General features: G+C 72.1%; 25 protein-coding genes. 19 read left to right on the forward strand and 6 right to left on the reverse strand.

The features are described 5' to 3' along the window. Nucleotides 1–8 precede the first annotated feature (8 nt). The 15 genes from ABZZ20_RS06295 to ABZZ20_RS06365 all read left to right on the forward strand — a co-directional run bounded on the left by ABZZ20_RS06295 (nt 9) and on the right by ABZZ20_RS06365 (nt 15511). Nucleotides 9–1298: an FAD-binding oxidoreductase gene (locus tag ABZZ20_RS06295; RefSeq protein WP_356867346.1), complete on the forward strand. Its 1290-nt coding sequence runs from the start codon at nt 9–11 to the stop codon at nt 1296–1298. Further along, entirely contained in the window at nt 1295–1642 is a 348-nt protein-coding gene (locus ABZZ20_RS06300) for a (2Fe-2S)-binding protein (RefSeq protein ID WP_356867348.1), read from the forward strand. Before ABZZ20_RS06295 ends, ABZZ20_RS06300 begins: the two co-directional genes overlap by 4 nt. Next, nucleotides 1623–3053, forward strand: coding sequence for an NAD(P)/FAD-dependent oxidoreductase (locus ABZZ20_RS06305; RefSeq protein ID WP_356867350.1), 1431 nt, complete (start codon nt 1623–1625; stop codon nt 3051–3053). The genes ABZZ20_RS06300 and ABZZ20_RS06305 overlap by 20 nt, the downstream gene beginning before the upstream one ends. 75 nt (nt 3054–3128) lie before the next feature. Beyond that, a complete protein-coding gene (locus tag ABZZ20_RS06310) occupies nt 3129–4055 on the forward strand; it encodes a dihydrodipicolinate synthase family protein (RefSeq protein WP_356867352.1) in 927 nt (308 codons plus the stop codon). A 16-nt stretch (nt 4056–4071) separates the two neighbouring features. Then, nucleotides 4072–5076, forward strand: a complete 1005-nt coding sequence (locus ABZZ20_RS06315; RefSeq protein ID WP_356867354.1) for a proline racemase family protein — start codon at nt 4072–4074, stop codon at nt 5074–5076. Between the two features lie 32 nt (nt 5077–5108). After that, complete coding sequence (locus ABZZ20_RS06320) at nt 5109–6179, forward strand: proline racemase family protein (RefSeq protein WP_356867356.1); 1071 nt, start codon at nt 5109–5111, stop codon at nt 6177–6179. Further along, the gene (locus ABZZ20_RS06325) at nt 6179–7120 is read left to right on the forward strand and encodes an ornithine cyclodeaminase family protein (RefSeq protein WP_356867956.1); all 942 of its coding nucleotides are present in this window, start codon (nt 6179–6181) and stop codon (nt 7118–7120) included. The genes ABZZ20_RS06320 and ABZZ20_RS06325 overlap by 1 nt, the downstream gene beginning before the upstream one ends. A gap of 55 nt (nt 7121–7175) precedes the next feature. After that, on the forward strand, nt 7176–7889 hold the full coding sequence (locus ABZZ20_RS06330; protein WP_356867358.1) for a GntR family transcriptional regulator: 714 nt from the start codon (nt 7176–7178) through the stop codon (nt 7887–7889). Nucleotides 7890–7968: 79 nt separating this feature from the next. Next, on the forward strand, nt 7969–8613 hold the full coding sequence (locus ABZZ20_RS06335) for a dihydrofolate reductase family protein (RefSeq protein ID WP_356867360.1): 645 nt from the start codon (nt 7969–7971) through the stop codon (nt 8611–8613). A gap of 213 nt (nt 8614–8826) precedes the next feature. Next, nucleotides 8827–9543 (forward strand): hypothetical protein, encoded by a 717-nt coding sequence (locus ABZZ20_RS06340; protein WP_356867362.1) that lies wholly within the window; start codon nt 8827–8829, stop codon nt 9541–9543. Between the two features lie 177 nt (nt 9544–9720). Beyond that, complete coding sequence (locus ABZZ20_RS06345) at nt 9721–11463, forward strand: ABC transporter substrate-binding protein (RefSeq protein ID WP_356867364.1); 1743 nt, start codon at nt 9721–9723, stop codon at nt 11461–11463. Nucleotides 11464–11485: 22 nt separating this feature from the next. After that, nucleotides 11486–12436, forward strand: coding sequence for an ABC transporter permease (locus ABZZ20_RS06350; RefSeq protein ID WP_356867366.1), 951 nt, complete (start codon nt 11486–11488; stop codon nt 12434–12436). Further along, nucleotides 12433–13419: an ABC transporter permease gene (locus ABZZ20_RS06355; protein ID WP_356867368.1), complete on the forward strand. Its 987-nt coding sequence runs from the start codon at nt 12433–12435 to the stop codon at nt 13417–13419. Before ABZZ20_RS06350 ends, ABZZ20_RS06355 begins: the two co-directional genes overlap by 4 nt. Beyond that, the gene (locus ABZZ20_RS06360; RefSeq protein WP_356867370.1) at nt 13419–14477 is read left to right on the forward strand and encodes an ABC transporter ATP-binding protein; all 1059 of its coding nucleotides are present in this window, start codon (nt 13419–13421) and stop codon (nt 14475–14477) included. Before ABZZ20_RS06355 ends, ABZZ20_RS06360 begins: the two co-directional genes overlap by 1 nt. 98 nt (nt 14478–14575) lie before the next feature. Next, nucleotides 14576–15511 (forward strand): oligopeptide/dipeptide ABC transporter ATP-binding protein, encoded by a 936-nt coding sequence (locus ABZZ20_RS06365; protein ID WP_356867958.1) that lies wholly within the window; start codon nt 14576–14578, stop codon nt 15509–15511. 74 nt (nt 15512–15585) lie between these two features. Here ABZZ20_RS06365 and ABZZ20_RS06370 read toward each other — a convergent pair whose 3' ends face one another. Beyond that, on the reverse strand, nt 15586–17718 hold the full coding sequence (locus tag ABZZ20_RS06370; protein WP_356867372.1) for a prolyl oligopeptidase family serine peptidase: 2133 nt from the start codon (nt 17716–17718) through the stop codon (nt 15586–15588). A gap of 96 nt (nt 17719–17814) precedes the next feature. Between ABZZ20_RS06370 and ABZZ20_RS06375 the strand changes: the two genes are divergently transcribed. After that, complete coding sequence (locus ABZZ20_RS06375; RefSeq protein ID WP_356867374.1) at nt 17815–19362, forward strand: MFS transporter; 1548 nt, start codon at nt 17815–17817, stop codon at nt 19360–19362. 80 nt (nt 19363–19442) lie between these two features. On the opposite strand, the gene ABZZ20_RS06380 is transcribed toward ABZZ20_RS06375, so the two are convergent. The 5 genes from ABZZ20_RS06380 to ABZZ20_RS06400 form a co-directional block, all read right to left on the reverse strand. Next, nucleotides 19443–20822: a cytochrome P450 gene (locus ABZZ20_RS06380; protein WP_356867376.1), complete on the reverse strand. Its 1380-nt coding sequence runs from the start codon at nt 20820–20822 to the stop codon at nt 19443–19445. Between the two features lie 118 nt (nt 20823–20940). Next, nucleotides 20941–21552, reverse strand: coding sequence for an excalibur calcium-binding domain-containing protein (locus ABZZ20_RS06385; protein ID WP_356867378.1), 612 nt, complete (start codon nt 21550–21552; stop codon nt 20941–20943). 162 nt (nt 21553–21714) lie between these two features. Beyond that, nucleotides 21715–21849, reverse strand: coding sequence for a hypothetical protein (locus tag ABZZ20_RS06390; protein WP_356867380.1), 135 nt, complete (start codon nt 21847–21849; stop codon nt 21715–21717). A gap of 150 nt (nt 21850–21999) precedes the next feature. After that, nucleotides 22000–23529: a UDP-N-acetylglucosamine 1-carboxyvinyltransferase gene (locus ABZZ20_RS06395; protein ID WP_356867382.1), complete on the reverse strand. Its 1530-nt coding sequence runs from the start codon at nt 23527–23529 to the stop codon at nt 22000–22002. Nucleotides 23530–23586: 57 nt separating this feature from the next. After that, complete coding sequence (locus ABZZ20_RS06400) at nt 23587–24090, reverse strand: MarR family winged helix-turn-helix transcriptional regulator (protein WP_356867384.1); 504 nt, start codon at nt 24088–24090, stop codon at nt 23587–23589. Nucleotides 24091–24169: 79 nt separating this feature from the next. On the opposite strand from ABZZ20_RS06400, the gene ABZZ20_RS06405 reads away from it, so the two are divergent. From ABZZ20_RS06405 to ABZZ20_RS06415, 3 genes are all read left to right on the forward strand, one after another. Beyond that, on the forward strand, nt 24170–25180 hold the full coding sequence (locus tag ABZZ20_RS06405) for a haloalkane dehalogenase (protein ID WP_356867959.1): 1011 nt from the start codon (nt 24170–24172) through the stop codon (nt 25178–25180). A 107-nt stretch (nt 25181–25287) separates the two neighbouring features. Then, on the forward strand, nt 25288–25527 hold the full coding sequence (locus ABZZ20_RS06410) for a hypothetical protein (protein WP_356867386.1): 240 nt from the start codon (nt 25288–25290) through the stop codon (nt 25525–25527). Beyond that, entirely contained in the window at nt 25524–25943 is a 420-nt protein-coding gene (locus ABZZ20_RS06415) for a substrate-binding domain-containing protein (protein ID WP_356867388.1), read from the forward strand. Before ABZZ20_RS06410 ends, ABZZ20_RS06415 begins: the two co-directional genes overlap by 4 nt. Nucleotides 25944–26062: the final 119 nt, after the last annotated feature.

The following is a 26062-nucleotide window of genomic DNA, read 5'->3' on the forward strand; positions in this document are numbered from 1 at the left end:
TTACTGCCGTGCCCAAGAGACATCCCCTGGACGTCGTGATCATCGGCGCCGGCGTCGTCGGAGCCGCGTGCGCCTACTACGCGGCCCGCTCCGGACTCTCCGTGGCCGTCGTCGACCGCGGCCCCGTCGCAGGCGGCACGACCGGTGCCGGGGAGGGCAACCTCCTCGTCTCCGACAAGGAGGCCGGCCCGGAACTCGACCTGGCCCTGCTGTCGGCCGGGCTGTGGCGCGAACTCGCGGCGCTCCTCCCGCCGGAGATCGAGTACGAGGCCAAGGGCGGGCTCGTCGTCGCCCCGGACGGGGCCACCCTGAAGGCGTTGCGCGGCTTCGCCGACGGCCAGCGCGCCGCCGGGGTCGATGCGATCGAGGCGGGCCCCGCCGACCTGCGCGAGCTGGAGCCGCACCTCGCCCCGGGCCGGGCGGGCGGCTTCCTCTACCCGCAGGACGCCCAGGTCCAGCCGGCCCAGGCGGCGGCCAGGCTGCTCGCCGCCTCGGGGGCACAGGTCCACCTCGGTGAGGAGGTCACCGGGATCGTGCTGGCGCACGGCGTCGTACGGGGGGTCCGCACCTCGCGCCGTCAGCTTTCGGCCCCCGCGGTGGTGAACGCGGCCGGCACCTGGGGCGGTCGCATCGCAGAACTGGCCGGGGTGTCCCTCCCTGTGCTCCCGCGCCGCGGGTTCGTCCTGGTGACGGAGCCCCTGCCGAGGGTGGTCCGGCACAAGGTCTACGCAGCCGACTACATCGCGGACGTGGCCAGCGGATCGGCGGCCCTGCAGTCCTCGGCCGTGGTCGAGGGCACCCCCTCGGGCCCGGTGCTGATCGGCGCGACCCGGGAGCGGGTCGGCTTCGACCGGTCCCTGTCGACGGAGGCCTTGCGGCGCCTCGCCGCCCAAGCGGCCGAGCTGTTCCCGGTCCTGGCCGACGTCCGGGTGCTGCGGACCTACCACGGCTTCCGCCCGTACCTCCCCGACCACCTCCCGGCCATCGGCCCGGACCCCCGGGTCCCGGGCCTGCTGCACGCCTGCGGCCACGAGGGCGCGGGCATCGGCCTCGCCCCCGCAACGGGCCTGCTGATCGCTTCCGCCCTGACCGGTTCCGAACCCCCACTGGATCCCGGGCCGTTCCGCCCCGACCGCTTCCCGACGGAGGCGGAGGCGGGCACGGAAGAGACAGGAGCGCAGACGGCCCCGAAGCCGGCGGCCGGACCCCGCTGCGCCCCGGCCCCGGAGCGCCACCGCCCCGACGGCCCCGACGCTCCCGCCGCCCGTGCCCGCACACCGAAGGAGAACGGACGATGACCCACCCCGCCGGAGCCGGCGTGCCGCAGCGGCGCCGCTCGCCCCGCGACCTCGTCGGGGGCGCCGCGCAGGCCACGTACGTCCTCCGCTTCGACGGCCGTGAGCTGACCGCGCAGGCCGGTCAGAGCATCGCCGCCGTGCTCTGGGGCGCGGGGATCCTCGCCTGGCGGACCACGCGCGAGGGCGGCGCCCCGCGGGGGGCGTTCTGCGGGATCGGCAGCTGCTACGACTGCCTCGTCACCGTCAACGGCCGCCCGAACCAGCGCGCCTGCCTCGTCCCCGCGTGTCCCGGGGACACCGTCACCACCCAGGAGGGAACCGGCCGTGCCGACCTCGCAGTCTGACCCCGACGCGACCGGCCGCGCGACGACCGACCTCGCGATCGTCGGCGCCGGCCCCGCCGGGCTCGCCGCCGCCGTCACGGCCGCCGACCTCGGCCTGCGGGTCACCGTCCTGGACGCGGGGGAGCGCCCCGGCGGCCAGTTCTACCGCCACCCGGCCCCCGGACTCGGCGCCGCCCACCCCGAGGCCCTGCACCACGGCTGGGCCGCCTTCGCCTCCCGCGAAGCCGCCCTGCGCGCCCACGCGTCGGCCGGCCGGATCACGTACCTGCCCGGACACCACGTCTGGACCGTCGTCCCGGACGCCACCGCCTGGCAGCTGCACGCCGTCGCCGACCGCGAGGAGAGGGCGGCGACCGTCCGCGCCCGGGCCGTACTCCTGGCCACCGGAGCCTACGAACGACAACTCCCCTTCCCCGGCTGGACCCTGCCGGGGGTCGTCGGGGCCGGCGGAGCGCAGGCCATGCTCAAGAGCGGACTCGTGCTCCCCGGCCGGCGGGTGGTCGTCGCGGGGAGCGGGCCGCTGCTGCTCGCCGTCGCCGGCTCGCTCGCCGCCGCCGGGGCCCGGGTGCCGGCCGTCGTCGAGGCCGCGGCCTACACCGGCTACGTCGGCCACGTGCCCGCGCTGCTGCGCAACCCCGGCAAGTTCGTCGAGGCCGCCACGTACGGCAGCGCCCTGCTCCGGCGGCACGTCCGTCTGCTCACCCGGCACGCGGTGACCGAGGCCCACGGCACCGACCGGGTCGAGGCCGTGACCGTGGCCCGGCTGGACGACACCTGGCGGCCCCTGCCCGGTACTGCCCGCCGGATCCCCTGCGACGCCCTCGCCGTCGGCCACGGGCTCGTGCCCCAGCTGGAGCTGGCCACCGGGCTCGGCTGCGCCACCCGCCGCAGTAGCGACGGCACCTTCGCCCTGGAGTTGGACGAAGGGCAGCGCACCTCGGTGCCCGGCATTTGGTCGGCCGGGGAGACCGGTGGCATCGGCGGCGCCCAACTGGCCCTGACGGAAGGGGAGATCGCTGCCCACGCGGTCGCCGGGCGACCCGCTCCCGCTGCACTCGCCCGCCGCCGTGCGCGGCTCCGCGCCTTCGCCGACGCGATGGGCTGCGCCCACCGTCCGGGCGCGGGTTGGACCGGATGGTTGCGGGACGACACCGACGTGTGCCGCTGCGAGGAGGTCCCGGCCGGCCGGATCCGCGAGGCGGTCGCCGACCTCGGCGCACGGGACGCCCGTACGGTCAAACTCCTCACCCGCTCCGGCATGGGGTGGTGCCAGGGCCGCATGTGCGGACCGGCCGTCGCCGCTCTGGCCGGGGAGGGGTCCTCCTCCGACGGCGACGCGCCCGACCGCAGGCCCCTGTCCTGCCCGGTTCCGCTGCGCCACCTTGCCGAACTGCCCCCGGCGGACGACTGATCCGGCGGTCCGGGCCCTTGTGGCCGACTCGTACCCACTAGTAAAATGTCACACATCACTCTAGGGAGCTCTCTCATGACCCACGCGCACACCCACGTGCCCACCCCGCCCCGCACCCGCCCCTGGCACGGCATCATGGTCGCCACCGCACTGCCCCTGCGCGAGGACCTGACCGTCGACTACGACGCCTACGCCGAGCACGTGGCCTGGCTGATCGCCAACGGCTGCGACGGCGTGGTCCCCAACGGCTCCCTCGGGGAGTACCAGACCCTCACCGACGAGGAGCGGGCGCGCGTCGTGCGGACCGCCGTCGAAGCGGCCGGCGGAGACGGGGACCGCGTCATGCCCGGCGTCGCCGCCTACGGCAGCGCCGAGGCCCGCCGCTGGGCCGAGCAGGCCGCCGAAGCCGGGGCCGGCTCCGTCCTGCTGTTGCCGCCCAACGCCTTCAGGGCCGACGAGGAGGTCGTACGCGCCCACTACGCCGAGGTCGCCCGCGTCGGGCTGCCCGTCGTCGCGTACAACAACCCCATCGACACCAAGGTGGACCTGACCCCCGCCCTGCTCGCCCGCCTGCACGGCGACGGCAGCATCGTCGCGGTCAAGGAGTTCAGCGGGGACGTCCGGCGCGCCTACGAGATCGCCGAACTCGCACCGGGACTCGACCTCCTCGTCGGCGCCGACGACGTCCTGCTCGAACTCGCCCTCGCCGGCGCGGTCGGCTGGATCGCCGGCTACCCCAACGCGCTGCCCCGGGCCTGCGCCGACCTCTACCGGGCCGCCGTCCGCGCCGACCTCGCCACCGCGCTGCCGCTGTACAAGTCCCTGCACCCCCTGCTCCGCTGGGACTCCAAGACCGAGTTCGTCCAGGCCATCAAGCTCTCCATGGATCTCGCGGGACGCCCGGGCGGCGCCACCCGTCCGCCGCGCTTCCCGCTGACCGGGGAGACCGAGGCGGCCGTCCGCGCCGCCACCGAGAAGGCCCTCGCCGAGGGCCTCGTCTAACTACCCGGGAGACCCCATGCGCACGCGCCACATCTACCACGCGGTGGACTCGCACACCGAGGGCATGCCGACCCGGGTGATCACCGGGGGCGTCGGGGTGATCCCCGGCGCCACCATGGCCGAGAAGCGGCTCCACTTCATCGAGCACACGGACCACGTCCGGACCCTGCTCATGTACGAGCCGCGCGGCCACTCCGCGATGAGCGGCGCGATCCTTCAGCCTCCCACGCGGCCCGACGCCGACTTCGGCGTGCTCTACATCGAGGTGTCGGGCCTGCTCCCCATGTGCGGGCACGGGACCATCGGGGTCGCCACCGTCCTGGTCGAGACGGGCATGGTGGAGGTCGTCGAGCCGGTCACCACCGTCCGGCTCGACACCCCGGCCGGACTGGTGAGCGTCGACGTCCGCGTCGAGGACGGGGCGGCCACCGCCGTCACCCTCACCAACGTCCCCTCCTACTGCGTCGGGCTCGACCTGAAGGCCGAGGTCCCCGGATACGGCACGGTCACCTACGACCTCGCCTACGGCGGGAACTTCTACGCCTTCGTCGAACTCGACTCCCTCGGGCTCCCCTTCGACCGGGACCGCAAGGACGACCTGCTGGCCGCCGGACTCGCCGTCATGGACGCGATCAACGCCTCCGACGACCGGCCCGTCCACCCCGAGAACCCCTCCATCGCCGGGGTCAAGCACGTCTACCTCGCCGCCCCCGGCTCCGACGCCCACCGCTCCCGGCACGCCATGGCCATCCACCCGGGCTGGTTCGACCGCTCGCCCTGCGGTACGGGAACCAGCGCGCGCATGGCCCAGCTGCATGCCCGCGGCCTCCTCGGGATCGGCGCCGACTTCGTCAACGAGTCGTTCATCGGCACCGAGTTCACCGGGCGACTGGTCGGCCAGACCACGGTCGGCGGGTTGCCGGCCGTCGTGCCCACCGTGACCGGGCGGGCCTGGATCACCGGTACCGCCCAGTACTTCCTCGACCCGTCCGACCCCTTCCCCGGAGGATTCCTCCTGTGACCGGTGAGACTCATGCAACCGGTGTGACCCGCGTGGCCAGCGTTCGGACCGCCGACTACCACACGGCCGGCGAGCCGTTCCGCATCGTCGACGTCGCCTCCACGGGCCTGGCGCCACTGCCGGGGGACACCGTCGCCGAGCGCTGCGCCACCGCCATCGGCCCCGGCGGCTCCGGGACGGCCCCCCGCCGGGGCCTGCTGGACGACGTGCGCCGGCTCCTCGTCCAGGAGCCGCGCGGGCACGCCGGAATGTACGGCGGCTTCATCGTGCCCCCCGACGACGACGGGGCCCACTTCGGAGTGCTGTTCTGGCACAAGGACGGCTACTCCACCGCCTGCGGCCACGGCACCATGGCGCTCGGCGCCTGGGCCGTGGACACCGGCAGGGTCGCCGCACCGGACGACGGGGACGCGCAGGTGAGGATCGACGTGCCGTCCGGGCGGGTCGCCGCCACCGTGCACCGCACCGGCGGCCGCACCACCGGCGTCACCTTCCGCAACGTCCCCGCCCGGGTCAGCGCCCGCAAGGTGCCGGTGGCGACCACCCTCGGCATGGCCGAGGTGGACATCGCGCACGCCGGCGCCTGCTACGCGTCGGTCCGCGCCCGGGACCTCGGCCTGGAGGTGTCCCGGGCCGCGCTGCCCGAGCTCGTACGGGCGGGGCAGGAGGTACGGGCCGCACTGGCCACCCACCCCGGGACCTGGCACCCCGGCGGACCGCTGCTCTCCGGGGTGTACGGGGTGATCCTCTACGAGGAACTGCCCGACACTCCCCGAGCTTCCGCCGGGGGGACCCCCACCCTTGGGCTGCACCAGCGCAACGTCACCGTCTTCGCCGACGGCCAGATCGACCGCTCGCCCTGCGGGTCCGGGACCTCGGCGCGGCTCGCGCTGCTGGCGGAGGACGGGCGGCTCGGGGCGGGCGAGGACCTGCTCCACGAGTCGGTGGTGGGCACGGTGTTCACCGGCCGGGTGGTCCCCGGCGGCTCCGGCGGACCGGGCGACGGCCTGGTCACGGAGGTCACCGGCACGGCCTACCGCACCGGCGAGCACACCTTCGTACTGGATCCGCAGGACGCCCTCGGCGCGGGGTTCCTGCTGTGATCCCCCAGTTCGGGGCGGACGAGACGGCCGGACTGCTGACCCCGGCCGCAGCCGCCGACGCGCTGGCCGACGCACTGCGCAACGGGCTCGACCCGGAGACCTGCCCGCAGCGCACCGCCCTGCCCGTACCCGGCGGTGAACTGTTGCTCATGCCGGCCGCGTCGGGGGCGTACGCCGGAGTGAAGATCGCCGGTGTGGCGCCCGGCAACCCGGCCCTCGGACTGCCCCGCATCACCGGCTCCTACCTGCTGCTGGACGGGCCGACGCTGCGCCCGCTGGCCCTGTTCGACGGGGCGGCGCTGACCACCGTGCGCACCCCAGCGGTCTCGGCGCTCGCGCTGCGGTACCTGGCGCCGGCCGGGCGGGCCCTGCGGCTGGTGCTCTTCGGTGCCGGTCCCCAGGCGTACGGACATCTCGAAGCGGTGCGGGGCGTACGGGAGGTGGCGGGGGTGACGGTCGTCGCCCGCAACCCGGCCGCCGCGGAGAAACTCGTGGTGCACGCCCGCACCCTCGGGGTCCCGGCCCGCGCGGGCACCCCGACGGATGTGGCGGAGGCGGACCTGGTGGTCTGCTGCACCACGGCCCGCGAACCCCTCTTCGACGGGCGGTTGGTGGCGCCGGGGGCAACGGTGGTGGCCGTCGGCTCCCACGAGCCGAACGCCCGGGAGACGGACACCTCCCTGGTGCGGCGGGCCGCCGTGTACGTGGAGTCGCGCGCGGCGGCCCTGCGGGAGGCGGGGGACCTGCTGGTGCCGGAGGCCGAGGGCGCCATCGGAGCCGGTCATATCAGCGGCACCCTGGCTGACCTGGTGTCGGGTCGGATGCCGGCGGGTGCACCGTCGAGTTGTCCACAGCTCTTCAAGAGCGTGGGCATGGCCTGGGAAGATCTTGCGGTGGCGGTGGCGATGTACCGCGCCACAGGAGAGTACAGCGAAACGTGACATTGTACGCTGTCCTCTGCGTGTCGACGGTGTGCGGTGTCTCGGAGGAAAAGCAATGGGTGACCTGAAGCAGCACAGTCTCATCAAGGCCCAGGAACGGCTCCGCGACCAGGTCGGCCACGCCCTTCGAGCAGCTCTGATAGCGGGTGAACTGCGCCCGGGCAGCGTCTACTCGGCGCCGGGACTGGCCGCCGAACTCGGCGTCTCGGCCACACCGGTCCGCGAGGCGATGCTCGACCTCGCCCGGGAAGGCCTCGTGGAGCCGGTCCGCAACAAGGGCTTCCGGATCACCGAGGTCAGCGAACGGGACCTGGACCAGTACACCGAACTGCGCACGATGATCGAGGTCCCGACCATCGGCCGGATCACGAAGATCGCCACGGCGGAGCAGCTGGAGGCCCTGCGCCCCATCGCCGAGGAGATCGTCACCAGCGCGCGCGAGCACAACCTCATCGGCTACCTGGAGGCGGACCGCCGCTTCCACCTCACCCTGCTCGGCCTCGCGGGCAACGATCGCCTGGTCGAGACGGTCGGTGACCTGCGCAAGCGGTCCCGGCTGTACGGGCTGACGGGCCTGGACGAGGCCGGAAAGCTGGTCTCCTCCGCCCAGGAGCACGTCGAGCTGCTGGACCTGATGCTCAGCGGGGACGCGGAGGCGGCTCAGGCCTGCATGGTCCGCCACCTCGGCCACGTCCGCTCCCTGTGGGCTCAGGGCCGCGACGAACCGGTCGGCCGTACCCCGGGAGGCCTCGGCTCCGGCGTCTCGTGATCAGACCGGGAAGGTTCGGGCCGATGAGTTCGGCCTTCCCGGGCAGTCTCCACGTCATCGACGACGCAGGAGGCAACACGTGCAGCAGCTGCTGAGGGTCCAGAACTTCAACGTCTCATGTGACGGATTCGGTGCCGGTGAGCACCAGAGCTTGGAGAGGCCGTTCGGTCACGCCGACCCCGGGGACCTGTTCTCCTGGGCCGGAGCCACGGCGAGCTGGCCCATGCGGACCGACCCCGGGGGCAGCCGCGGCCTCGACGACTACTTCACGCGGGACTTCGCACGCAACATCGGTGCCGAGATCATGGGACGCAACAAGTTCGGACCCCAGCGCGGGCCCTGGCGCGACCACGACTGGCGCGGATGGTGGGGTGCCGAGCCCCCGTTCCACACTCCGGTGTTCGTCATGACCCACCACGAGCGTCCTTCGTTCACGCTCTCCGACACCACGTTCCACTTCGTCGCCGGCGACCCAACGACGGTTCTCGAACAAGCGCGCGAGGCGGCCCGGGGCAAGGACGTCCGACTCGGCGGCGGGGCCACCACCATCCGGCAGTTCCTCGACGCCGACCTCGTCGACACCCTGCACGTGGCGGTCTCGCCGGTGCGGCTCGGCTCCGGGGTGCGACTTTGGGAGTCCCCCGACGAGCTGCTCGACCGGTTCCACCTGGAGGTCGTGCCCAGCCCGAGCGGTGTGACGCACCATCTGTTCTGGCGCAGGTGATGCGCGTCCTGATCCGCCGGCCCGCCGACCCGACCGGCTCTGCCCGCACCGACCCGAGGGTGCGCCGGCAGGGCGGGCGGGGGCGGTGGGTCCTGCGCCGGGCGGGTGGACCTCGTGGCGCCCGAGGGTGACTGTTGCGGACAACGGTGGGTTCCACCCGGATTCCGTCTACGAACACTGGGTCATGTGCGTCGAGTGATGGGTTGTCCGACCATGTTGAAGAATGCGTTTCGGATCGCTTCCGCCACGGCCCTGGTCACCGTTTCGTTGGCGTTCGGCTCACCCGCCGGTGCCGCGACGGACCCGTACCCGGGCACCCCGGAGCAGATCCGTGATACCGGCCCCTGCGGCCCGACCGGCGCCTACCGCGCGTCGGAGTGGGCGCAGACCACGACGGACCGCGGGCTGCGACCGCAGGTGGACCTCGCCGCACTGCGCGAGGACTGGTACTGGCGGCACGACGGGAACACATTGTGGCGGGGGGACACCCGGCCGGACCCGGAGGTCATCTTCCGCAGCGGCTTCACCCCGCTGGGTACGGATCTCACCCCGCTGGCGAAGTGGATCACCGGCGGCGGTGGGCAGAACACTGCGCACGTGAGCACCAGTTGTGAGCGGTGGGTGGCGCAGGGGTTCGCCACGTCGGGCGGGAACGACGGCTGGGTCTACGCGATCCAGGCGCCCGGCGGGATCGACGTGAACGCCACCGCGCGGCAGACCGGCATCGAGTCGCCCTACCTGTGGAACAAGGAGATCGACTTCCCCGGCGGCGTCCAGGGGAGGTACATCCAGGGGGCCTGCCGGTACCACTGGGCCGGCCAGGACCCGCAGACGAACGCCAACATCTACCAGAACCTCGGCTGTGTGACGAACAGTCACTTCCGCCCGGTCCGGAACACGCAGGAGGACATGGTCGGTTCGCCGCACTGACCTGATCTCCCGCCGGGCAGTCGCCGCACCGCGACTGCCCGGCAGCCTCGACTCGCCTTCGTGGGAACGGATTTGGGCACGGCTGGATAACGACGCCACCAACCTCTTGTCAGTGCAATTTCACATTACTATGTTACCGGTCACATCATAGAGCGCGGCCCTTCACTGGAGTGACCCATGACCAAGCGCACCCAACTCGCCCTCGCCACCGCCCTGGTGGCGGCACTCGCACTCGGTGCCTCGGGCTGCTCCGACCCCAAGAAGGGCTCCACCGGCGGCGGCGCGGCCAACCCCGCCGCCGCCAACGACGGAAAGGTCCTCGGCGGCACCCCGGTCAAGGGCGGCACCCTCACGGTCCTTTCCAACCAGGACTTCGCCCACCTCGACCCCGCCCGCAACTGGGTCATGCCGACCATGGACTTCGGCACCCGGCTCCTCTACCGCACGCTCGTCACCTTCAAGGCCGAGCCCGGCAAGGCCGGCAGCGAGCTCGTCCCCGACCTCGCCACCGATCTCGGCACCCCCTCCAACGGCGGGAAGACCTGGACCTTCACCCTCAAAGAGGGCGTGAAGTACGAGGACGGATCGCCGATCAAGGCCCAGGACATCAAGTACAACGTCGAGCGCTCCTTCGCCCCCGACCTCACCGGCGGCCCCGACTACGCCGCCCAGTACCTGGCCGGCACCGAGGGCTACAAGGGCCCCCTCCAGGGCCAGCACCTCGACTCCGTCAAGACCCCGGACGACCGCACCATCGTCTTCGAACTCAAGCGGCCCGTCGCCGAGTTCTCCGCGACGGCCACCCTCCCCACCTTCGCGCCCGTCCCGCAGTCCCAGGAGAAGGGCACCCAGTACGACGCCCGCCCGTTCTCCTCCGGCCCGTACAAGATCGAGTCGTACGACCGGGACAAGAAGCTGGTGCTCGTCCGCAACGAGCACTGGGACCCGAAGACGGACACCGTGCGCAAGGCCTATCCGGACAAGTTCGTCGTAGTCATGGGCCTCAAGGGCGGCCAGATCGACGACCGGATCATCGCCGGGGAGGGCGCCGACGCCTCCGCCGTCGAATACGCCGACATGCGCCCCGAGAGCGCCCCCAAGGTGCTGCCGAAGCCGGAGATCAAGGCACGGCTCCTCGCCGAGTCCCAGGGGTGCACCGAGATGCTCCACCTGAACAACTCCCGCGCCCCCTTCAACGACCCCAAGGTCCGCGAGGCCCTCCAGTACGCCGTCGACAAGGAAGCCGTGGTCACCGCGGGCGGCGGCCCCGCCCTCAACGAGGTCGCCACCGCCTACCTGCCCCCGGCCCTCTCCGGCGGCAAGCAGGCCGACACCCTGAAGATCGCCCCGGCCGGTGACCCCGCCAAGGCCAAGGAACTCCTCAAGGCGGCGGGCAAGGAGACCCTGAAGGTCTCCCTCGCCGTCTCCACCGGAGACAAGGGCAAGGCCGAAGCCATCCAGCAGGGGCTGTCCCGTGTCGGCATCGAGGTCGTCATCGACACCATCGACCCCGGCGCGTACTACGACGTCATCGGTGACCTGTCCACCACCCCCGACATGACGCTCGCCGGTTGGTGCCCGGACTACCCCTCCGGTTCCACCTGGATCCCCTTCGTCTTCGACGGGCGCACCATCAAGGACAAGGGCAACCAGGGCAACTACGCCCAGTTCCGCGACGAGGCCACCACGAAGCGGATCGACGAGATCAACGCCATGGCCGACGCGAAGCAGGCCAACCAGGCCTGGATCGACCTGGACGCCGACATCATGAAGAAGTCCCCCTCCGTCCCGATCCTGCTGGAGCGCAAGCCGCTGCTCGTCGGCCCCAACATCGCCGGCGCCTTCGGCCACCCCGTGTGGACCGGCACCATCGACTACGGGACCGTGGGACTCAAGGACCCGTCGAAGAGCCAGGGCTGAGGAACCCCGAGGCCCCGCACCCATGACCACCACCACCGCACCCGCAGCAGGCGCACCGGTCAAGGAAGGCCCCCCGGGCAGCAGCCCCTGGCAGCTCGCCCGGCGGGAGCTCCGCCGCCGCCCCGCCGTCCGCATCAGCCTCTGCGTCGTCCTCCTCTTCGTCCTGATGGCCGTCTGCGCCCCCTGGCTGGGCGCACTCGGCGGATGGTCCCCCGAGGATTTCGACAAGGCAGCCATCGACCCCTACCTCGGCGGCCAGCCGCTCGGCTCCCTGGGCGGGATCAGCCCCGAGCACTGGCTCGGAGTCGAACCCGTCACCGGCCGCGACCTGTTCGCCCGCGTCATCCACGGCGCCCAGGTCTCCCTGCTCATCGCCTTCGCCGCCACCGCCATCGTGGTGGTCACCGGCACCACCGCCGGGATCGTGGCCGGCTACTTCGGTGGCCGCATCGACGCGGTCCTGTCCCGCGTGATGGACCTGACGATGTCCTTCCCCTCCCTCATCTTCATGATCGCGATGCTGTCGGTGGCCAAGGACGTCAACCGGATCGTGCTCATGACCGCCGTCATCGGCGTGTTCGGCTGGCCCGGCGTCGCCCGCGTGGTCCGCGGCCAGACGCTCTCCCTCAAGCACCGCGAGTACGTCGACGCCGCACGCGTCGCCGGATCGAGCTCCTGGCGGATCCTGACCCGCGACATCCTCCCGGGCGTCTCGGGGCCGGTCATCGCCTACACCACCCTCCTCATACCCGGCATGATCAGCACCGAGGCCGCCCTCAGCTACCTCGGTGTCGGCGTGCGCCCGCCCACCCCGTCCTGGGGCCAGATGATCGCCGAGTCCGTGGCCTTCTACGAGACCGACCCCATGTACTTCGTCATCCCGAGCACCTTCCTCTTCCTCGCGGTACTCGCCTTCACCCTGCTCGGCGACGCCCTGCGCGACATCCTCGACCCGAGGGGCGGCCGCACGTGATCCTCTACCTCGCGCGCCGACTGCTCGCCCTGGTCGGTGTCCTGCTCGCCATCGCCGCCGTCACCTTCCTCATCTTCTACGTCCTGCCCTCCGACCCGGCCGCAGCCGCCTGCGGCAAGACCTGCAGCGCCGAACGCGTGGCCGACGTACGGGAGTACCTGGGCCTGGACCAGCCGCTGTGGCGGCAGTTCGCCGACTTCCTCACCGGCATCTTCACCGGCCGCACCCTGGGCACCGGCCAGTACGCCGTCCAGTGCGACTTCCCCTGCCTGGGCTACTCGTACGAGAACTCCCTGCCCGTGTGGGACCTCTTGATGGACCGGCTCCCGGTCTCCGCCTCCCTCGCCGTCGGTGCCGCCGCGCTCTGGCTCGTCCTCGGCCTCGGCGCCGGGGTCACCGCCGCCCTGCGCAAGGACACCGTCACCGACAAGGCCCTGATGGTCGGCGCGGTCGCCGCAGCCTCGCTGCCGGTGTACTTCACCTCCGTCATGCTCATCTACGGGGTCATCCGCATCGCCGGCATCCTGCCCTACCCCAGCTACCAGGCCTTCGGCGACGACCCGCTCGGCTGGGCCACGAACCTGCTGCTGCCCTGGACCGCGCTCGCCCTGCTGTACGCGGCCATGTACGCACGCCAGAGCCGGGGCTCGATGATCGAAGCCATGGCCGAGCCGTACATCCGCACCGCCCGAGCCAAGGGAATGCCCGAGCGTACGGTCGTCGTCAAACACGGCCTGCGCTCCGGGATGACCCCGATCCTCACCATCTTCGGCATGGACCTCGGCGGGCTGCTCGCCGGCGCCGTCATCACCGAGTCCATCTTCGGACTCCCGGGCATCGGAAGACTGTTCTACGGGGCCCTGGTCAGCTCGGACCAGCCGGTCGTCCTCGGGGTCACGCTGCTCGCCGCCTTCTTCATCGTCGTCGCCAATCTCGCGGTCGACCTCCTGTACGCCGTCATCGACCCGAGGGTGAGGTACTGATGGCCGCCGCACCACCGCCACTGCTCGACGTGCGCGATCTGTCCGTCACGTTCACCACCCCGCGCGGCTCCGTACGCGCCGTCGACCAACTCGGGTTCACCGTGGAAGCCGGACGGACCCTCGGCATCGTCGGGGAGTCCGGGTCCGGCAAGTCGGTCACCTCGCTCGCCGTCATGGGCCTGCACCGGGGCGCCGAGGTCGGCGGCTCCATCGCCCTCGCCGGGCAGGAGCTCACCGCGATGTCCGAGCGCGAGCTGTCCCGGTTGCGCGGCCGGAAGATGGCCATGATCTTCCAGGACCCGCTCTCCAGCCTGCACCCGTACTACACGGTCGGGGAGCAGATCGCCGAGCACGTCCGCGTGCACTTCAAGGCGGGCCGGGCGACCGCGCGCAGACGTGCGGTCGAGATGCTCGGCGAGGTCGGCATCCCGGAACCGGCCCGCCGGGCGGGGGAGTACCCGCACCAGTTCTCCGGCGGCATGCGCCAGCGCGCGATGATCGCCATGGCGCTGGCCTGCGAGCCGGACCTGCTGATCGCCGACGAGCCCACCACCGCCCTCGACGTGACCGTGCAGGCCCAGATCCTGGAACTCCTCGCGCGCCTCCAGCAGGAGCGCGGCCTGGGCATCGTGATGATCACCCATGACCTGGGCGTGGTCGCCCGCGTCGCCCATGAGGTGCTGGTCATGTACGGGGGGCGGGCGGTGGAACGGGCCCTCGTCGACGAGCTGTTCGCCGACCCCGCCCACCCGTACACCCGGGGACTGCTCGACTCGCTGCCGCGGCTCGACGACAACGACGACGAGCCCCTGCGGGCCATTCCCGGCTCCCCACCCTCCCTGCTCGCGCCCGCTCCGGGCTGTGCGTTCGCCCCGCGCTGCCACCTCGCCGCCGCGGGCACTCCGGAGCAGCGGAGCCGCTGTGTCACCGAGCGCCCCCAGCTCCGGCCCCAAGGGAGCGCCCGGCGCACCGCCGCATGCCACCTCGCGGGGGCCGGCGCCGTGCCGGGCGCTGCGTCCGCCCCGTCCGCTGCGTCCGCCCCGGAGGCGTCCCGATGACCGTAGAGGCCCGCCCCCCGGACACCACCGCAGAGCCGGCCGGGGCCGGTACGCAGCCGGCCCCGCCCGCGCCGCTGCTGTCCGTACGCGATCTCTCGATGGCCTTCCCGGGCAGGCGCTCCGCGTCCGGGCGCCGGGGGGCGCCCGTGCGCGCCGTCGACGGGATCTCCTTCGAACTCGCGGCGGGCGAAACCCTCGGCCTGGTGGGCGAGTCGGGCTGTGGGAAGTCCACCACCGGCCGGATGCTGGTGAGGCTGCTGGAGCCCACCTCCGGCAGCGTCTCCTTCGACGGACGGGACATCACCAGGCTGTCCCAAGGCGCACTCCGCCCGCTCCGGCGGCACCTCCAGATGGTCTTCCAGGACCCGCACTCCTCCCTCAACCCCCGCCAGACGGTGGCCCGGATTATCTCCGACCCCTTGCTGGTGCAGGGTTGGTCGGCTTCCGACGCGCGCCGTCGGGCGGCCGAGCTGATGGAGCTGGTCGGGCTGATCCCCGAGCACATCGACCGTTACCCGCACGAGTTCTCCGGCGGCCAGGCCCAGCGCATCGGGATCGCCCGCTCGCTGGCCACCAGTCCCCGGCTGATCGTCGCCGACGAACCCGTTTCCGCCCTCGACGTCTCCGTACAGGCCCAGATCGTCAACCTGATGGAACGGCTGCGCGCCGAACTGGGCCTGGCCTACGTGTTCATCGCGCACGACCTGTCCGTGGTCAAACGGGTCAGTGACCGGGTCGCGGTGATGTACCTCGGCCGGATCGTCGAGATCGGTGACCGGCAGGCCCTCTACGGGAACCCGCAACACCCGTACACCCGGGCGCTGCTGTCCGCCGTGCCGTTGCCGGACCCGGCGGCCGAGCGGCGGCGCGAGCGGATCGTGCTGCTCGGTGACCCGCCGAGCCCGGCTGCCCCGCCCCCGGGCTGCACCTTCCATCCGCGCTGCCCCAAGGCGCAGGAGGTGTGCCGTACGGAAAGGCCGCTGTTGAGGACCGCCGCCTCGCGCGAGGTGGCCTGTCACTTCCCGGGGGACTGACGGGAACCCCGGGAAAGAAGGGACCCCGGAGCCGACACGATCGGCTCCGGGGTCCTTCCCTTGCGGGGCGTCCGTCAGGCGAGCTCCTTGCGGAAGAACTCCAGTTCCAGCGCCATGAGCTTCTCCCTCGTCCCGTTCGGGGTCATGTGGGTGACCCCGGGCAGGGCCAGGAGTTGGTGCGGGCGGCCCGCGTCGGTCAGGGCCTGGGACAGGCGCAGGGTGTGCGAGGGGTGGACGTTGTCGTCGGCCAGGCCAGTGATCAGCAGCAGCGGTCGGATCAGTTGCGGGGCGTCCGGGATCAGCGAGTCCTGCTCGTACACCTCGGGGTGTTCCTGGGGCAGCCCGAGATAGCGCTCGGTGTACGCCGTGTCGTAGTACCGGAAGTCGGTCGGGGCGGCCCCGGCGGCGGCTGCGTGGAAGACGTCGGGGCGGCGCAGCACCGCCATGGCGGACAGGTAGCCGCCGTACGACCAGCCGCGTACGCCGACTCGGTCCAGGTCGAGGTCCGGGTGGCGTTCGCCGAGCGCGTGCAGGGCCGCGACCTGGTCTTCGAGGGTGACCTCGGAGAACCCGCGGTACACGGCGTGGGTGAAGGCGGGCGAGACGTACGGGGTCCCGCGGTTGTCGACGGTCACCACCGCGAAGCCCCGGTCGGCCCACCACTGCCGGTGTTGCCAGCGGCGCGGTTCGGCGGACACGTCCTGGAAGCCGGGCCCGCCGTAACTGTCCATGAGGACGGGCAGCCGCCGGCCGGGGACGTGGCCGCGGGGGAAGACCACCGAGGTGGGGACGGCGTGCTCGGTGACCCGTTCGAGCACCGGCACCACCCGGTACGGCAGCGGCTCGGAGAGGTCGAGCGGGACGAACTCCCTTCCGTCGGCGGTGCGCACGATCCTACGCACCCCGTCGGCATCGGCGGAGGTCAGCAGCAGAGCCCCGGCGGAGGCCTGGACGCTGTGTACCCCGGGGCCGTCCGCCAGCGGGGTCAACTCCCCGGTGGTGGGGTCGAGGAGCAGGACCTGCTGCTCGGAGGGGTCGCGCTGCCCGGCCTCGATGAGCAGCTGGGCCCCGTGGGTACCGGCCACCCGGCGGACCTGGATCGAGTCCCCGGTGATCAGGCGCCCGTCGACGGCTAGGGCGCGCGCGGCGCCGCAGGTGAGGGCGCCCCCGACGGTGGCGGGGGGAGTCTCGGCGGCGGTCAGCATCCGCCCGTCGGGCAGCCGGGCCGGGGTGCCGGGCAGCATCGGGTCGACCCACTGGGGGTGCGTGGTGCGGGACAGTTCACGGGTCCGGCCGGTGGTCGGGTCGGCGGAGAGCAGCAGGACGCGTTGCTGGAGCCGGTCCTGCACGGTCAGCAGGATCTCTTCGGTCGACTCCCAGTCGGCGTCGCTGACGTAGGGGTACGTTTCGGCATCCCAGTCGAGGCGCGTCCGGGCGCCGTTCGGGCCGAGCACCCACAGCTGCACCTCGGCGTTGGGCCCGCCGGCCTCGGGATAGGCGAAGTCCTCGGCCGGCAGTTCGGGGTGTGCGGGGTCGGCGAAGTGGCGACGCTGGAGGGCGGATTCGCAGACGCGGGCGGCCAGCAGGGTTTCCCCGTCGGGGGACCACCAGTGGCCCCGGGCCCGCCCGAGTTCCTCGGCGGCGACGAACTCCGCCACGCCCCAACGGGCCCCGTCGGCGGGGCTGACCCGGCCGCCCGGGGCGGTGTGGAGGGCGTCGTCGGCCACGTACGCGGTACGGGTGCCGTCGGCGTTGAGGCGGGGGTCCAGGACGGGCCCGGCGGTGGGGGTCTCCTCGGGCCGTCCGCCCGGCTGTCCGCCCGGCTGTCCGGTCGGCTGCCCGGTCGCGTCGGGTGCGCCCTCGTACGTGACCCGGTACAGCCGCCCGAACAGCGGGAAGACCGCGCTCCGGCCGTCGCCGGAGAGTGCGTACGAGCCGATCCCCGCGGCGACGAGCCGGATCCGCTCGCGCAGCCGGCGCTCGCCGGTCGGCAGGACGCCCGGCTCGGGGGACAGTTCGCGGGGATCGGCGAGGCGGGTCTCGGTGCCGGTGGCGGTGTCCAGGACCCAGAGGCTGTCGAAGGGGTCGGTGGGGCCGGTGGAGCGGAGGAACCAGAGCAGCCGGCCGTCGTCCCCGAAGGAGAACGCGCGCGGGGCGCCGTGCGTGAAGCGGGCCGTGCTCGCGGAGAGCCTGAGGAAGTCATCCATGATCGGAGTGTGTCATGTGAAATGGCACACTGTATATGTCATGCAGCCTAGGCCATTCGAGTGGTGTGCCCCCGGGTGCAGGTTTAGCGTCGAAAGGTGGACCGGAACGCATCGCCGACCAGCACCGGGACCGACGGCAAGGTCCGAGGAAGCGGAAACGGGCTCGCCCTGTTCGTCATCGCCTCTTGCCAGCTCATGGTCGTTCTCGACATCACCATCGTGAACATCGCGCTGCCGCACATCCAGACCGCCCTCGGCTTCTCCACCGAGAGCCTGTCCTGGGTCGTCAACGCCTACACCCTCACCTTCGGTGGACTGCTGCTCCTCGGTGGACGCGCCGGTGACATCCTCGGCCGCAAGCGCGTCTTCATCTCCGGCGTCCTGCTCTTCGGCCTGGCCTCGCTCCTGGGCGGGTTCGCGCAGAGCGAGGGCCAGTTGATGGGCGCTCGGGCCCTACAGGGTGTCGGCGGTGCCATCGCCTCCCCGACTGCACTGGCACTGATCACCACCACCTTCCGCGAAGGCCCGGCGCGCAACCGGGCGTTCGGCGTGTTCGCCGCGGTCTCGGCCGGCGGCGGCGCGATCGGGCTGCTGGCCGGCGGCATCCTGGTCGAATGGCTCGACTGGCGCTGGGTGTTCTTCGTCAACGTCCCGATCGCCCTGGCCATCGCACTGACGGCCACACGGGTCATCCGCGAGTCCGCACGCCATCCCGGACACTTCGACCTCGCGGGCGCACTGCTGTCCACCCTGGGCATGGTTTCGCTCGTCTACGGCTTCATCCGCGCGTCCCAGGAGGGTTGGCGCGACCCCTTCACGCTCGCCTCCTTCGGCGTCGCCGTGGTCCTGCTGCTGCTCTTCTTCCTCAACGAACGGCGCTCGCCGCAGCCGATCACCCCGCTGCACATGTTCGCCGACCGCAACCGGGCCGGCACGTACGGGATCATGCTCTTCCTCGCCTGCGCGATGTTCGGCATGTTCTTCTTCCTGACCCTGTTCGTGCAGAACGTACTGGGCTTCAGTCCGCTCCAGGCGGGCTTCGCCTTCCTGCCGGTGAGCGCCGTCATCGGCGTCGGCGCGGGCGTCACCTCCCAGCTCCTGCCCAAGTTCGGACCGAAGCCCTTCATGGTGACGGGCGCCCTGCTCTCGGCTGCCGGGCTGGCCTGGCTGACGCAGACCGACGTCGACTCGACGTACCTGGGCAGCATCCTGGGCCCCATGCTCGTCTTCAGCCTCGGCATGGGCATGCAGTTCGTGTCGCTGACCCTCATGGCCCTGTCCAACGTCCCCGACCGCGAATCCGGTGCGGCGTCCGGGCTGCTCAACACGACCCAGCAGGTGGGCGGTTCGCTGGGCCTGTCCATCCTGGTCACGGTCTTCGGCACGGCCAGCCGCAACGAGGCCCACCAGCAGGTCCCGGCCTTCTTGAGTTCGGCCAACCCCGAACAGAAGGCCGTCTTCCTGCGCACCGGCCAGCTTCCGGACCCCTGGGGCGACCAGGTGCTGACCTCGGGCGTGAGCGCTGCGTTCATCGTCGCGGCGCTCTTCGCCCTGGTCGCGGCGACCATCGCGCTGTTCGCGATCCAGGTCCGCCCGTCGGACCTCCAGCGACTCCAGGGCAACCACACGCCGACGGCCGTCTGACCATCCCGTCCGCAGCGGAGCCGTCCGTCCCGGAGCGGGTCCGTCGCGGGTGGGCGCCCGCCCCAACGGACCTGGACCCGTCAGTCGGCCAGGGCGCGGATCCGGCAGCGCATCGGGCCGTCCACCCGCAACGTGATCCCGGCGCTGACCGGTACCTCGGTGTCCACGGCCTCGAACGCGTACGAGCGCAGGATCATCGCCAACGCGACCACCGACTCCAGCATCGAGAAGTGCTGCCCTATGCAGGCGCGGGGGCCGCCGCCGAAGGGGAACCAGGCGTAGCGGGGGCGGCCGGCCTCCGCCTCCGGCGTGAAACGGTCCGGATCGAAGCGGTCCGGGTCGGGCCAGTACCGGGGATGGCGGTGCGTCACCCACGGGGCCAGGATCACGTTCGCGCCCGCCGGGACGGTGTGGCCCCCGACCTCGGTGGCGGCGACGGCGCTGCGGCCGATGACCGGGGCCGCCGGGTAGAGCCGCATCGCCTCCTTGAGGACCTGCATGAGGTAGGGAAGCCGGTCCAGATCGGCGGCCTCGGGCGGACGGCCGCCCAGGACCCGGGAGACCTCCTCGCGGGCCCGCGCCTGCTGCTCGGGGTGGCGGGCCAGCAGGTGCAAGGAGAAGGCGAGCGAGGTGGCGGTCGTCTCGTGCCCGGCGAGCAGGAAGATCAGCACCTGGTCGCGCAGCTCTGCCGCGTCGAACTCGAGGTCGTCTGCGCTCGTGGCGGCGGCGAGCAGGCTCAACAGGTCATCGCCCCGGGCCGCGGCCCCGCCCCGCCGCTCGCTGATGATCCCGTCGCACACCGCGTACAGCTCGTCCATGGCGGTGGCGGCCCGCTTGTTGCCCGGTGTGGGCCAGGTCCGAGGAATGTTGGCGGGGGAGTAGCCGCGGCGCAGCACGTAATCCGTGATGACCGGAAAACACCGGTCGACGACGTCGACGGTAGCGTCCACGTCGATGCCGAACAGGATGCGGGTGACCGCGCGCAGGGCGAGCTGCATCATCTCCTCCCCGACGTCGATCACGCTGCCCGGGGCCTGCTCCCAGGCCGCGACGACGGCCCGGGTCTCGGTGGCGACGGCGCTGGCGTAGCCGTCCACCCGGCGTTTGGTGAACAGCGGCTGCACCAGCCGTCGCTGGCGCAGGTAGTCCTCGTCCTGGCTGGTCAGCAGGCCGTTGCCGAAGGAGTCCCGGACCTCCTGGTAGAAGGCGTTGTCCTTGCGGAAGTTGGCCGACTCCGAGGCCAGGACCTGCTGCGCGCCCTCCGCGGAGAAGATGCAGTGGAGCACGGTCCGCAGCCCCGGCGGGCCGGCGGTGATCCGTACGACGTCGCCGTGGCGCTGCTGGGCGCGCAGATAGGTGCCGAGCGAGTCCGCTTTCAGGTCGAACAGCGAACCGAGCAGCGGCATCCCCTCCAGTGCCGGGGCCTGCGTACCGGTTCCCGTTCGTGTTTCCACAGCCATGGCCGCCCCCTCGACACCGTACCGACGGGCCGATTCTGCACGGCGCGGGCCGGTACCGCCGAGGACCGCTGCGCCAACAGGCCGAAAATCGCCGTTCGGCCCGTGCCTGCCCCGTCTGTTACTTGTCGCAGGCGACGCCGTCCTTGTCGCGGTCGAGGGCGTCCCGGTAGCCGGGCTGGCCTCGGCGCATGGGCGCCGCCCCGGCTGCCCTGGCCTGGGCGCAGTTCTTGTAGTAGACGCTGCCGGCACCACTGCCGCCGCCGTCTCCGCCGGTGGAGCCGCCGTCGGTCGGGGGCGAGGTCTTCGGCTTCGGCGGCGCGGCGGTCGGGCTGGCCTCCGGGGTCCTGGACGGTGCCGAGGTGGCGCCCGCCGTGTCCGGGCAGGCCCGGCCGGGGGGTACGAGCGAGAGCTCGACGGCGGTGGCCGGCGCCACCGGACTCCCGGCAGCCGGGGTCTGGAAGCAGACCGGCCACTGGCCGTGGTCCGCGGCCAACGGGATGTCGCCGAAGCTGCTGCGGGCCTCGACGGGTCTGCTGACCAGCGGCTTGACGGCGGCCTCGGCCTCGCCGAACTTCTGCCCGATCAGCGAGGGCATCGCCGGCGTACTGGGTGAGGGCGAGGGCGCGGCGGCGCCGGCCGTGGTGGCGGCCGGCTTGTCCGCGCCCCGGCCGGACGCGGAATCCTCACAGCTGCTGCCCAGCAGGACGACCGCCCCGACGACCGCAGCCACGGCAAATCCCCGACGGTGGAACATGGATGACCCCCCAAGATCAACGTTATGCAGAACCGCCGCAGCGTACGCGGGTCGATCCACCGCATGTGACGTCGTTTCACGCCACTCTCACCCGACACGAACCGTACGGCCGCACCCGGCCGACCGGTCCCGTAGGACCTACGGCTGCGCCTCCGCCGTGGAGACGACGGACCCCGCCGTGCGGCCCGCGTCGATCGCCTCCGGGCACTCCCGTACGGCGTCGCACTGCCGCGGGGTGCCCCGGGATCCGTGCTCCCGCCGGGGCAGTGCCACGCCTCGCTGGCGTAGGTGGCCCATGCACCGGCCGCCCGAGGGGATCGCCGAAGCCCCGCCGCTCCGGGGAAGGAGGGACGGGGCTGCGGGGCGCGCGGCCGGGCCGCGACCGCTTAGTGCTGTGGCCGGAAGGGTTCACCGGCCACAGCACTAGATGTCGCGGAAGATCTCGATCTGGGCACCCACCGAGTTGAGGCGTTCCGCCAGTTCCTCGTAGCCGCGGTTGATGACGTAGACGTTGCGCAGCACCGAGGTGCCCTCCGCCGCCATCATCGCCAGGAGGACGACCACCGCCGGGCGCAGGGCCGGCGGGCACATCATTTCCGCGGCGCGCCAGCGGGTGGGGCCTTCGACCAGGACGCGGTGCGGGTCGAGGAGTTGGAGGCGGCCACCGAGGCGGTTCAGGTCCGTCAGGTAGATGGCCCGGTTGTCGTACACCCAGTCGTGGATCAGGGTCTGGCCCTGGGCGACGGCGGCGATGGCCGCGAAGAAGGGGACGTTGTCGATGTTCAGCCCGGGGAAGGGCATCGGGTGGATCTTGTCGATCGGGGCTTCGAGCTTCGAGGGGCGGACCGTGAGGTCGACCAGGCGGGTGCGGCCGTTGTCCGCCGTGTACTCCGCCGAGCGGTCGTGGTCGAGGCCCATCTCCTCCAGGACCGCGAGCTCGATCTCCATGAACTCGATCGGGACCCGGCGGATCGTCAGCTCCGACTCCGTGACCACCGCGGCGGCGAGCAGGCTCATCGCCTCGACCGGGTCTTCGGAGGGGGAGTAGTCCACGTCCACGTCGATGTTCGGGACGCCGTGGACGGTCAGGGTGGTCGTGCCGATGCCCTCGACCTTGACGCCGAGCGCTTCGAGGAAGAAGCACAGGTCCTGGACCATGTAGTTGGAGGAGGCGTTGCGGATGACGGTGACGCCGGCATGCCGGGCGGCGGCCAGCAGTGCGTTCTCGGTGACGGTGTCCCCGCGCTCGGTCAGCACGATCGGGCGGCTCGGGGAGACCCCCGGCTCGACCTTCGCGTGGTAGATGCCCTCGGTCGCGGTGATGTCCAGGCCGAAGCGGCGCAGGGCGATCATGTGGGGCTCGATGGTGCGGGTGCCGAGGTCGCAGCCGCCCGCGTACGGCAGGCGGAACTGGTCCATCCGGTGTAGCAGGGGGCCCAGGAACATGATGATGCTCCGGGTCCGGCGGGCCGCGTCCGCGTCCATGGCGTCCATGTCGAGGGCGACCGGCGGGACGATTTCCAGGTCCACGCCGTCGTTGATCCAGCGGGTGCGGACACCGATGGAGTTCAGGACCTCCAGGAGCCGGTAGACCTCCTCGATGCGGGCGACCCGGCGCAGTACCGTACGGCCCCTGTTCAGCAGGGAGGCGCACAGCAGGGCCACGCACGCGTTCTTGCTCGTCTTGACGTCGATGGCGCCGGACAGTCGGCGGCCCCCGACGACGCGCAGGTGCATCGGACCGGCGTAGCCCAGAGAGACGATCTCGCTGTCGAGAGCTTCACCGATTCGGGCGATCATCTCAAGGCTGATGTTCTGGTTGCCGCGCTCGATCCGGTTCACTGCGCTCTGGCTGGTGCCGAGCGCATCCGCGAGCTGACTCTGTGTCCAGCCCCGGTGCTGACGGGCGTCACGGATGAGCTTGCCGATGCGTACGAGGTAGTCGTCTGCCATGGGTGCACCGTATCTCAGATATGAGATGACCCCTGCGTCGGGTGTGGCAGACGGGTGTTATCGACCGTCAGTTCCGGCGTGTCCCGTCCGTGGACCGACGGGTGTGTGGTGCGCGACGACCCGGCCGAGGAGGTGGGTGAGCTGCTCCCGCTCCTGTGTGGACAAAGGGGACAGAAGCTCTTCCTGGGCCGCGTCGAGGAGTTGTTCCAGCTTGCGCAGCCAGCGCCGGCCGGGTGGGGTGATGGTGACGACGTTGCGCCTGCGGTCGGCGGGATCGGGGGCCCGTTCGACCAGGTCGCGCTCGGCGAGTTCGTTGATGACGGCGACCAGGTCGCTGCGGTGGATGCCGGTGCGGTCGCTCAGGGCCGCCTGGCTCGCGGGTCCGTACTCCTCCAGTGCGACCAGGACGGCGTAATGCCATTTGTGGGCATCCGCCCCGTTCAGCCCCTCGGTCACCAGTCGCTGGGCGTGCGTGGAGGCCTGCGCCAGTAGTCGGCTGGGCAGTTTCCGCAGTCGCTCCGGGACCATTGCGTCCCCGCCCGACCCCTCGTCCGTGTTCATGGTGGCGATCCTACCCGTTGCGTTAGTGGCACCAACGATATAGCTTCGTTAGTGTCACGAACGTTAGTGACGCCAATGAATAGGTCAATGCGCGGCGAAGGGGACTGCCATGCCCACGATCGACGTACTCGACTCGACCGTGCACTACGAGGAGCGGGGCCGGGAGGGCGAGGGCATCCCCTTCGTCTTCCTGCACGGCAACCCCACCTCCTCCCACCTCTGGCGGGGCGTGCTGCCCCGCATCGAGGGCGTGGAGGCGGGCCGGGTCCGGGTGCTCGCCCCCGACCTCATCGGCATGGGCCGCTCCGGCAAGCCCGGCGGTGCGTACCGCTTCGCCGACCACGCCCGTTACCTGGACGCCTGGTTCGACGCGCTCGGACTCTCCGAGGTGGTCCTCGTCGGCCAGGATTGGGGCGGGGCGCTCGCCTTCGACTGGGCGGCCCGGCATCCGGGGCGGGTCCGCGGGATGGTCTTCATGGAGACGATCCTGCGGCCGATGGGTTGGGACGAGTTCCCGCCCGCGGCCCGCTCCCGGTTCGAGGAACTGCGCACCCCGGGCACGGGGGAGGAGATGGTCCTGGACCGGAACCTCTTCATCGAGGACGGCATCGGCAAGACCGTGCTCCGGCCGATGGCTGAGGCCGACCGCGCCGTCTACGCCGCGCCGTACCCCACCCCGGCGAGTCGGCTCCCCATGCTCCAGTGGGCCCGGTCCATGCCGCTGGACGGCGAACCGGCCGACGTCGTCGCCCGCGTCGAGGAGTACGACGCCTGGCTGGCCGCCGCGCAGGTGCCCAAACTGCTGCTGACCTTCGATGGTTCGCCCACCCTGATGGTCGGTCCGGCCCTCATCGCCTGGTGCGAGGAGAACATCGCGGGGCTGGAGACCGCGTACTGCGGCCCCGCCGCCCATCTCTGTCCGGAGGACCGGCCCGAGGAGATCGCCGCTGCCGTGAACGCCTGGGCCGCCCGCCACGACCTCGGGTGCTCGGGCCGGAGCCCCCTCGCGCACTCGCGCCGGAGCCCTGGCGCCCGCCCCCTCGCGCGCCCTGCCCCGCGCTCCTCCGCGCGCCCCCCGGCGGGCAGCTGAGGTCGTCGCCGCGTCAGTGCCCGTTGCCGCACCCGCAGTCTGGGCCTGGCCGTCACCACCTTCGCCGGGTCCGCCTGGAACTTCCTCGCGGTCTCCTACTTCTCGCAGTGGACAGCATGTTGTTGCTCGACAGCCCGAAGGGCGATCCGGTGCTGCGGGCATTGCGCGCCCGCGGCATCCCCGTGGTCTTCGACGGCCGGCCCGTCGATCCGCACCCCGGGGACATCTGGGTGGACAACGACCACGCGGCGACCACCCGCGAGGTGCTCGACCACCTCGCCGCGGCCGGGGCCGGCGCATCGCACTGCACTGCGGCTTCGGGTCCGAGCACTACACGTACGCAGTGACCGAGGCGTACGAACAGTGGTGCGCGGAACGCGGCGTGCCACCGCTGCCGGCCGGTCCCCTTCCTGCCGGACGACGCCCCCGGCACGCGTTCGACCGGTTCTCCCCGGGGCGAACCGTCGATGCCGTCTACTCCCTCTACGATCCGGGCGGCCGTCCGGTGTTGGCCGCTGCTGCGCGGCACGGCCTGCGGGTGCCGGACGACCTGCTCCTCGTCTGTGCGAGCGAGGATCCGGCGTACGGTCGGGGCGATCCGCCAGTCAGTACGGTGACCCTGCGGCCCGGTGTCATCGGCGAGGCCGCCGTCGCCGCGCTGGTCGGGTTGCTGGAGTTCCCGCAGTGCGCGCTGCCGGGCCAGCTCACGGTGCCCGCCGCCCTGACCGTACGCAGGTCCTCGGGCGCCTCCCCGCGGGGGTGAGGAGTCGGGGCAGGCAGCGACCAGCAACGTGTCCGGCCCGTCCACGCCGCTCGCGGCGACGCGGCCCATTGCCTCGTCTCCCGGCACCGCACTTCCCGGCTTCCGTTGAGGCCCTTGCC

It is taken from the genome of Streptomyces sp. NPDC006430, assembly GCF_040612395.1.
Classification (GTDB): Bacteria; Actinomycetota; Actinomycetes; order Streptomycetales; family Streptomycetaceae; genus Streptomyces.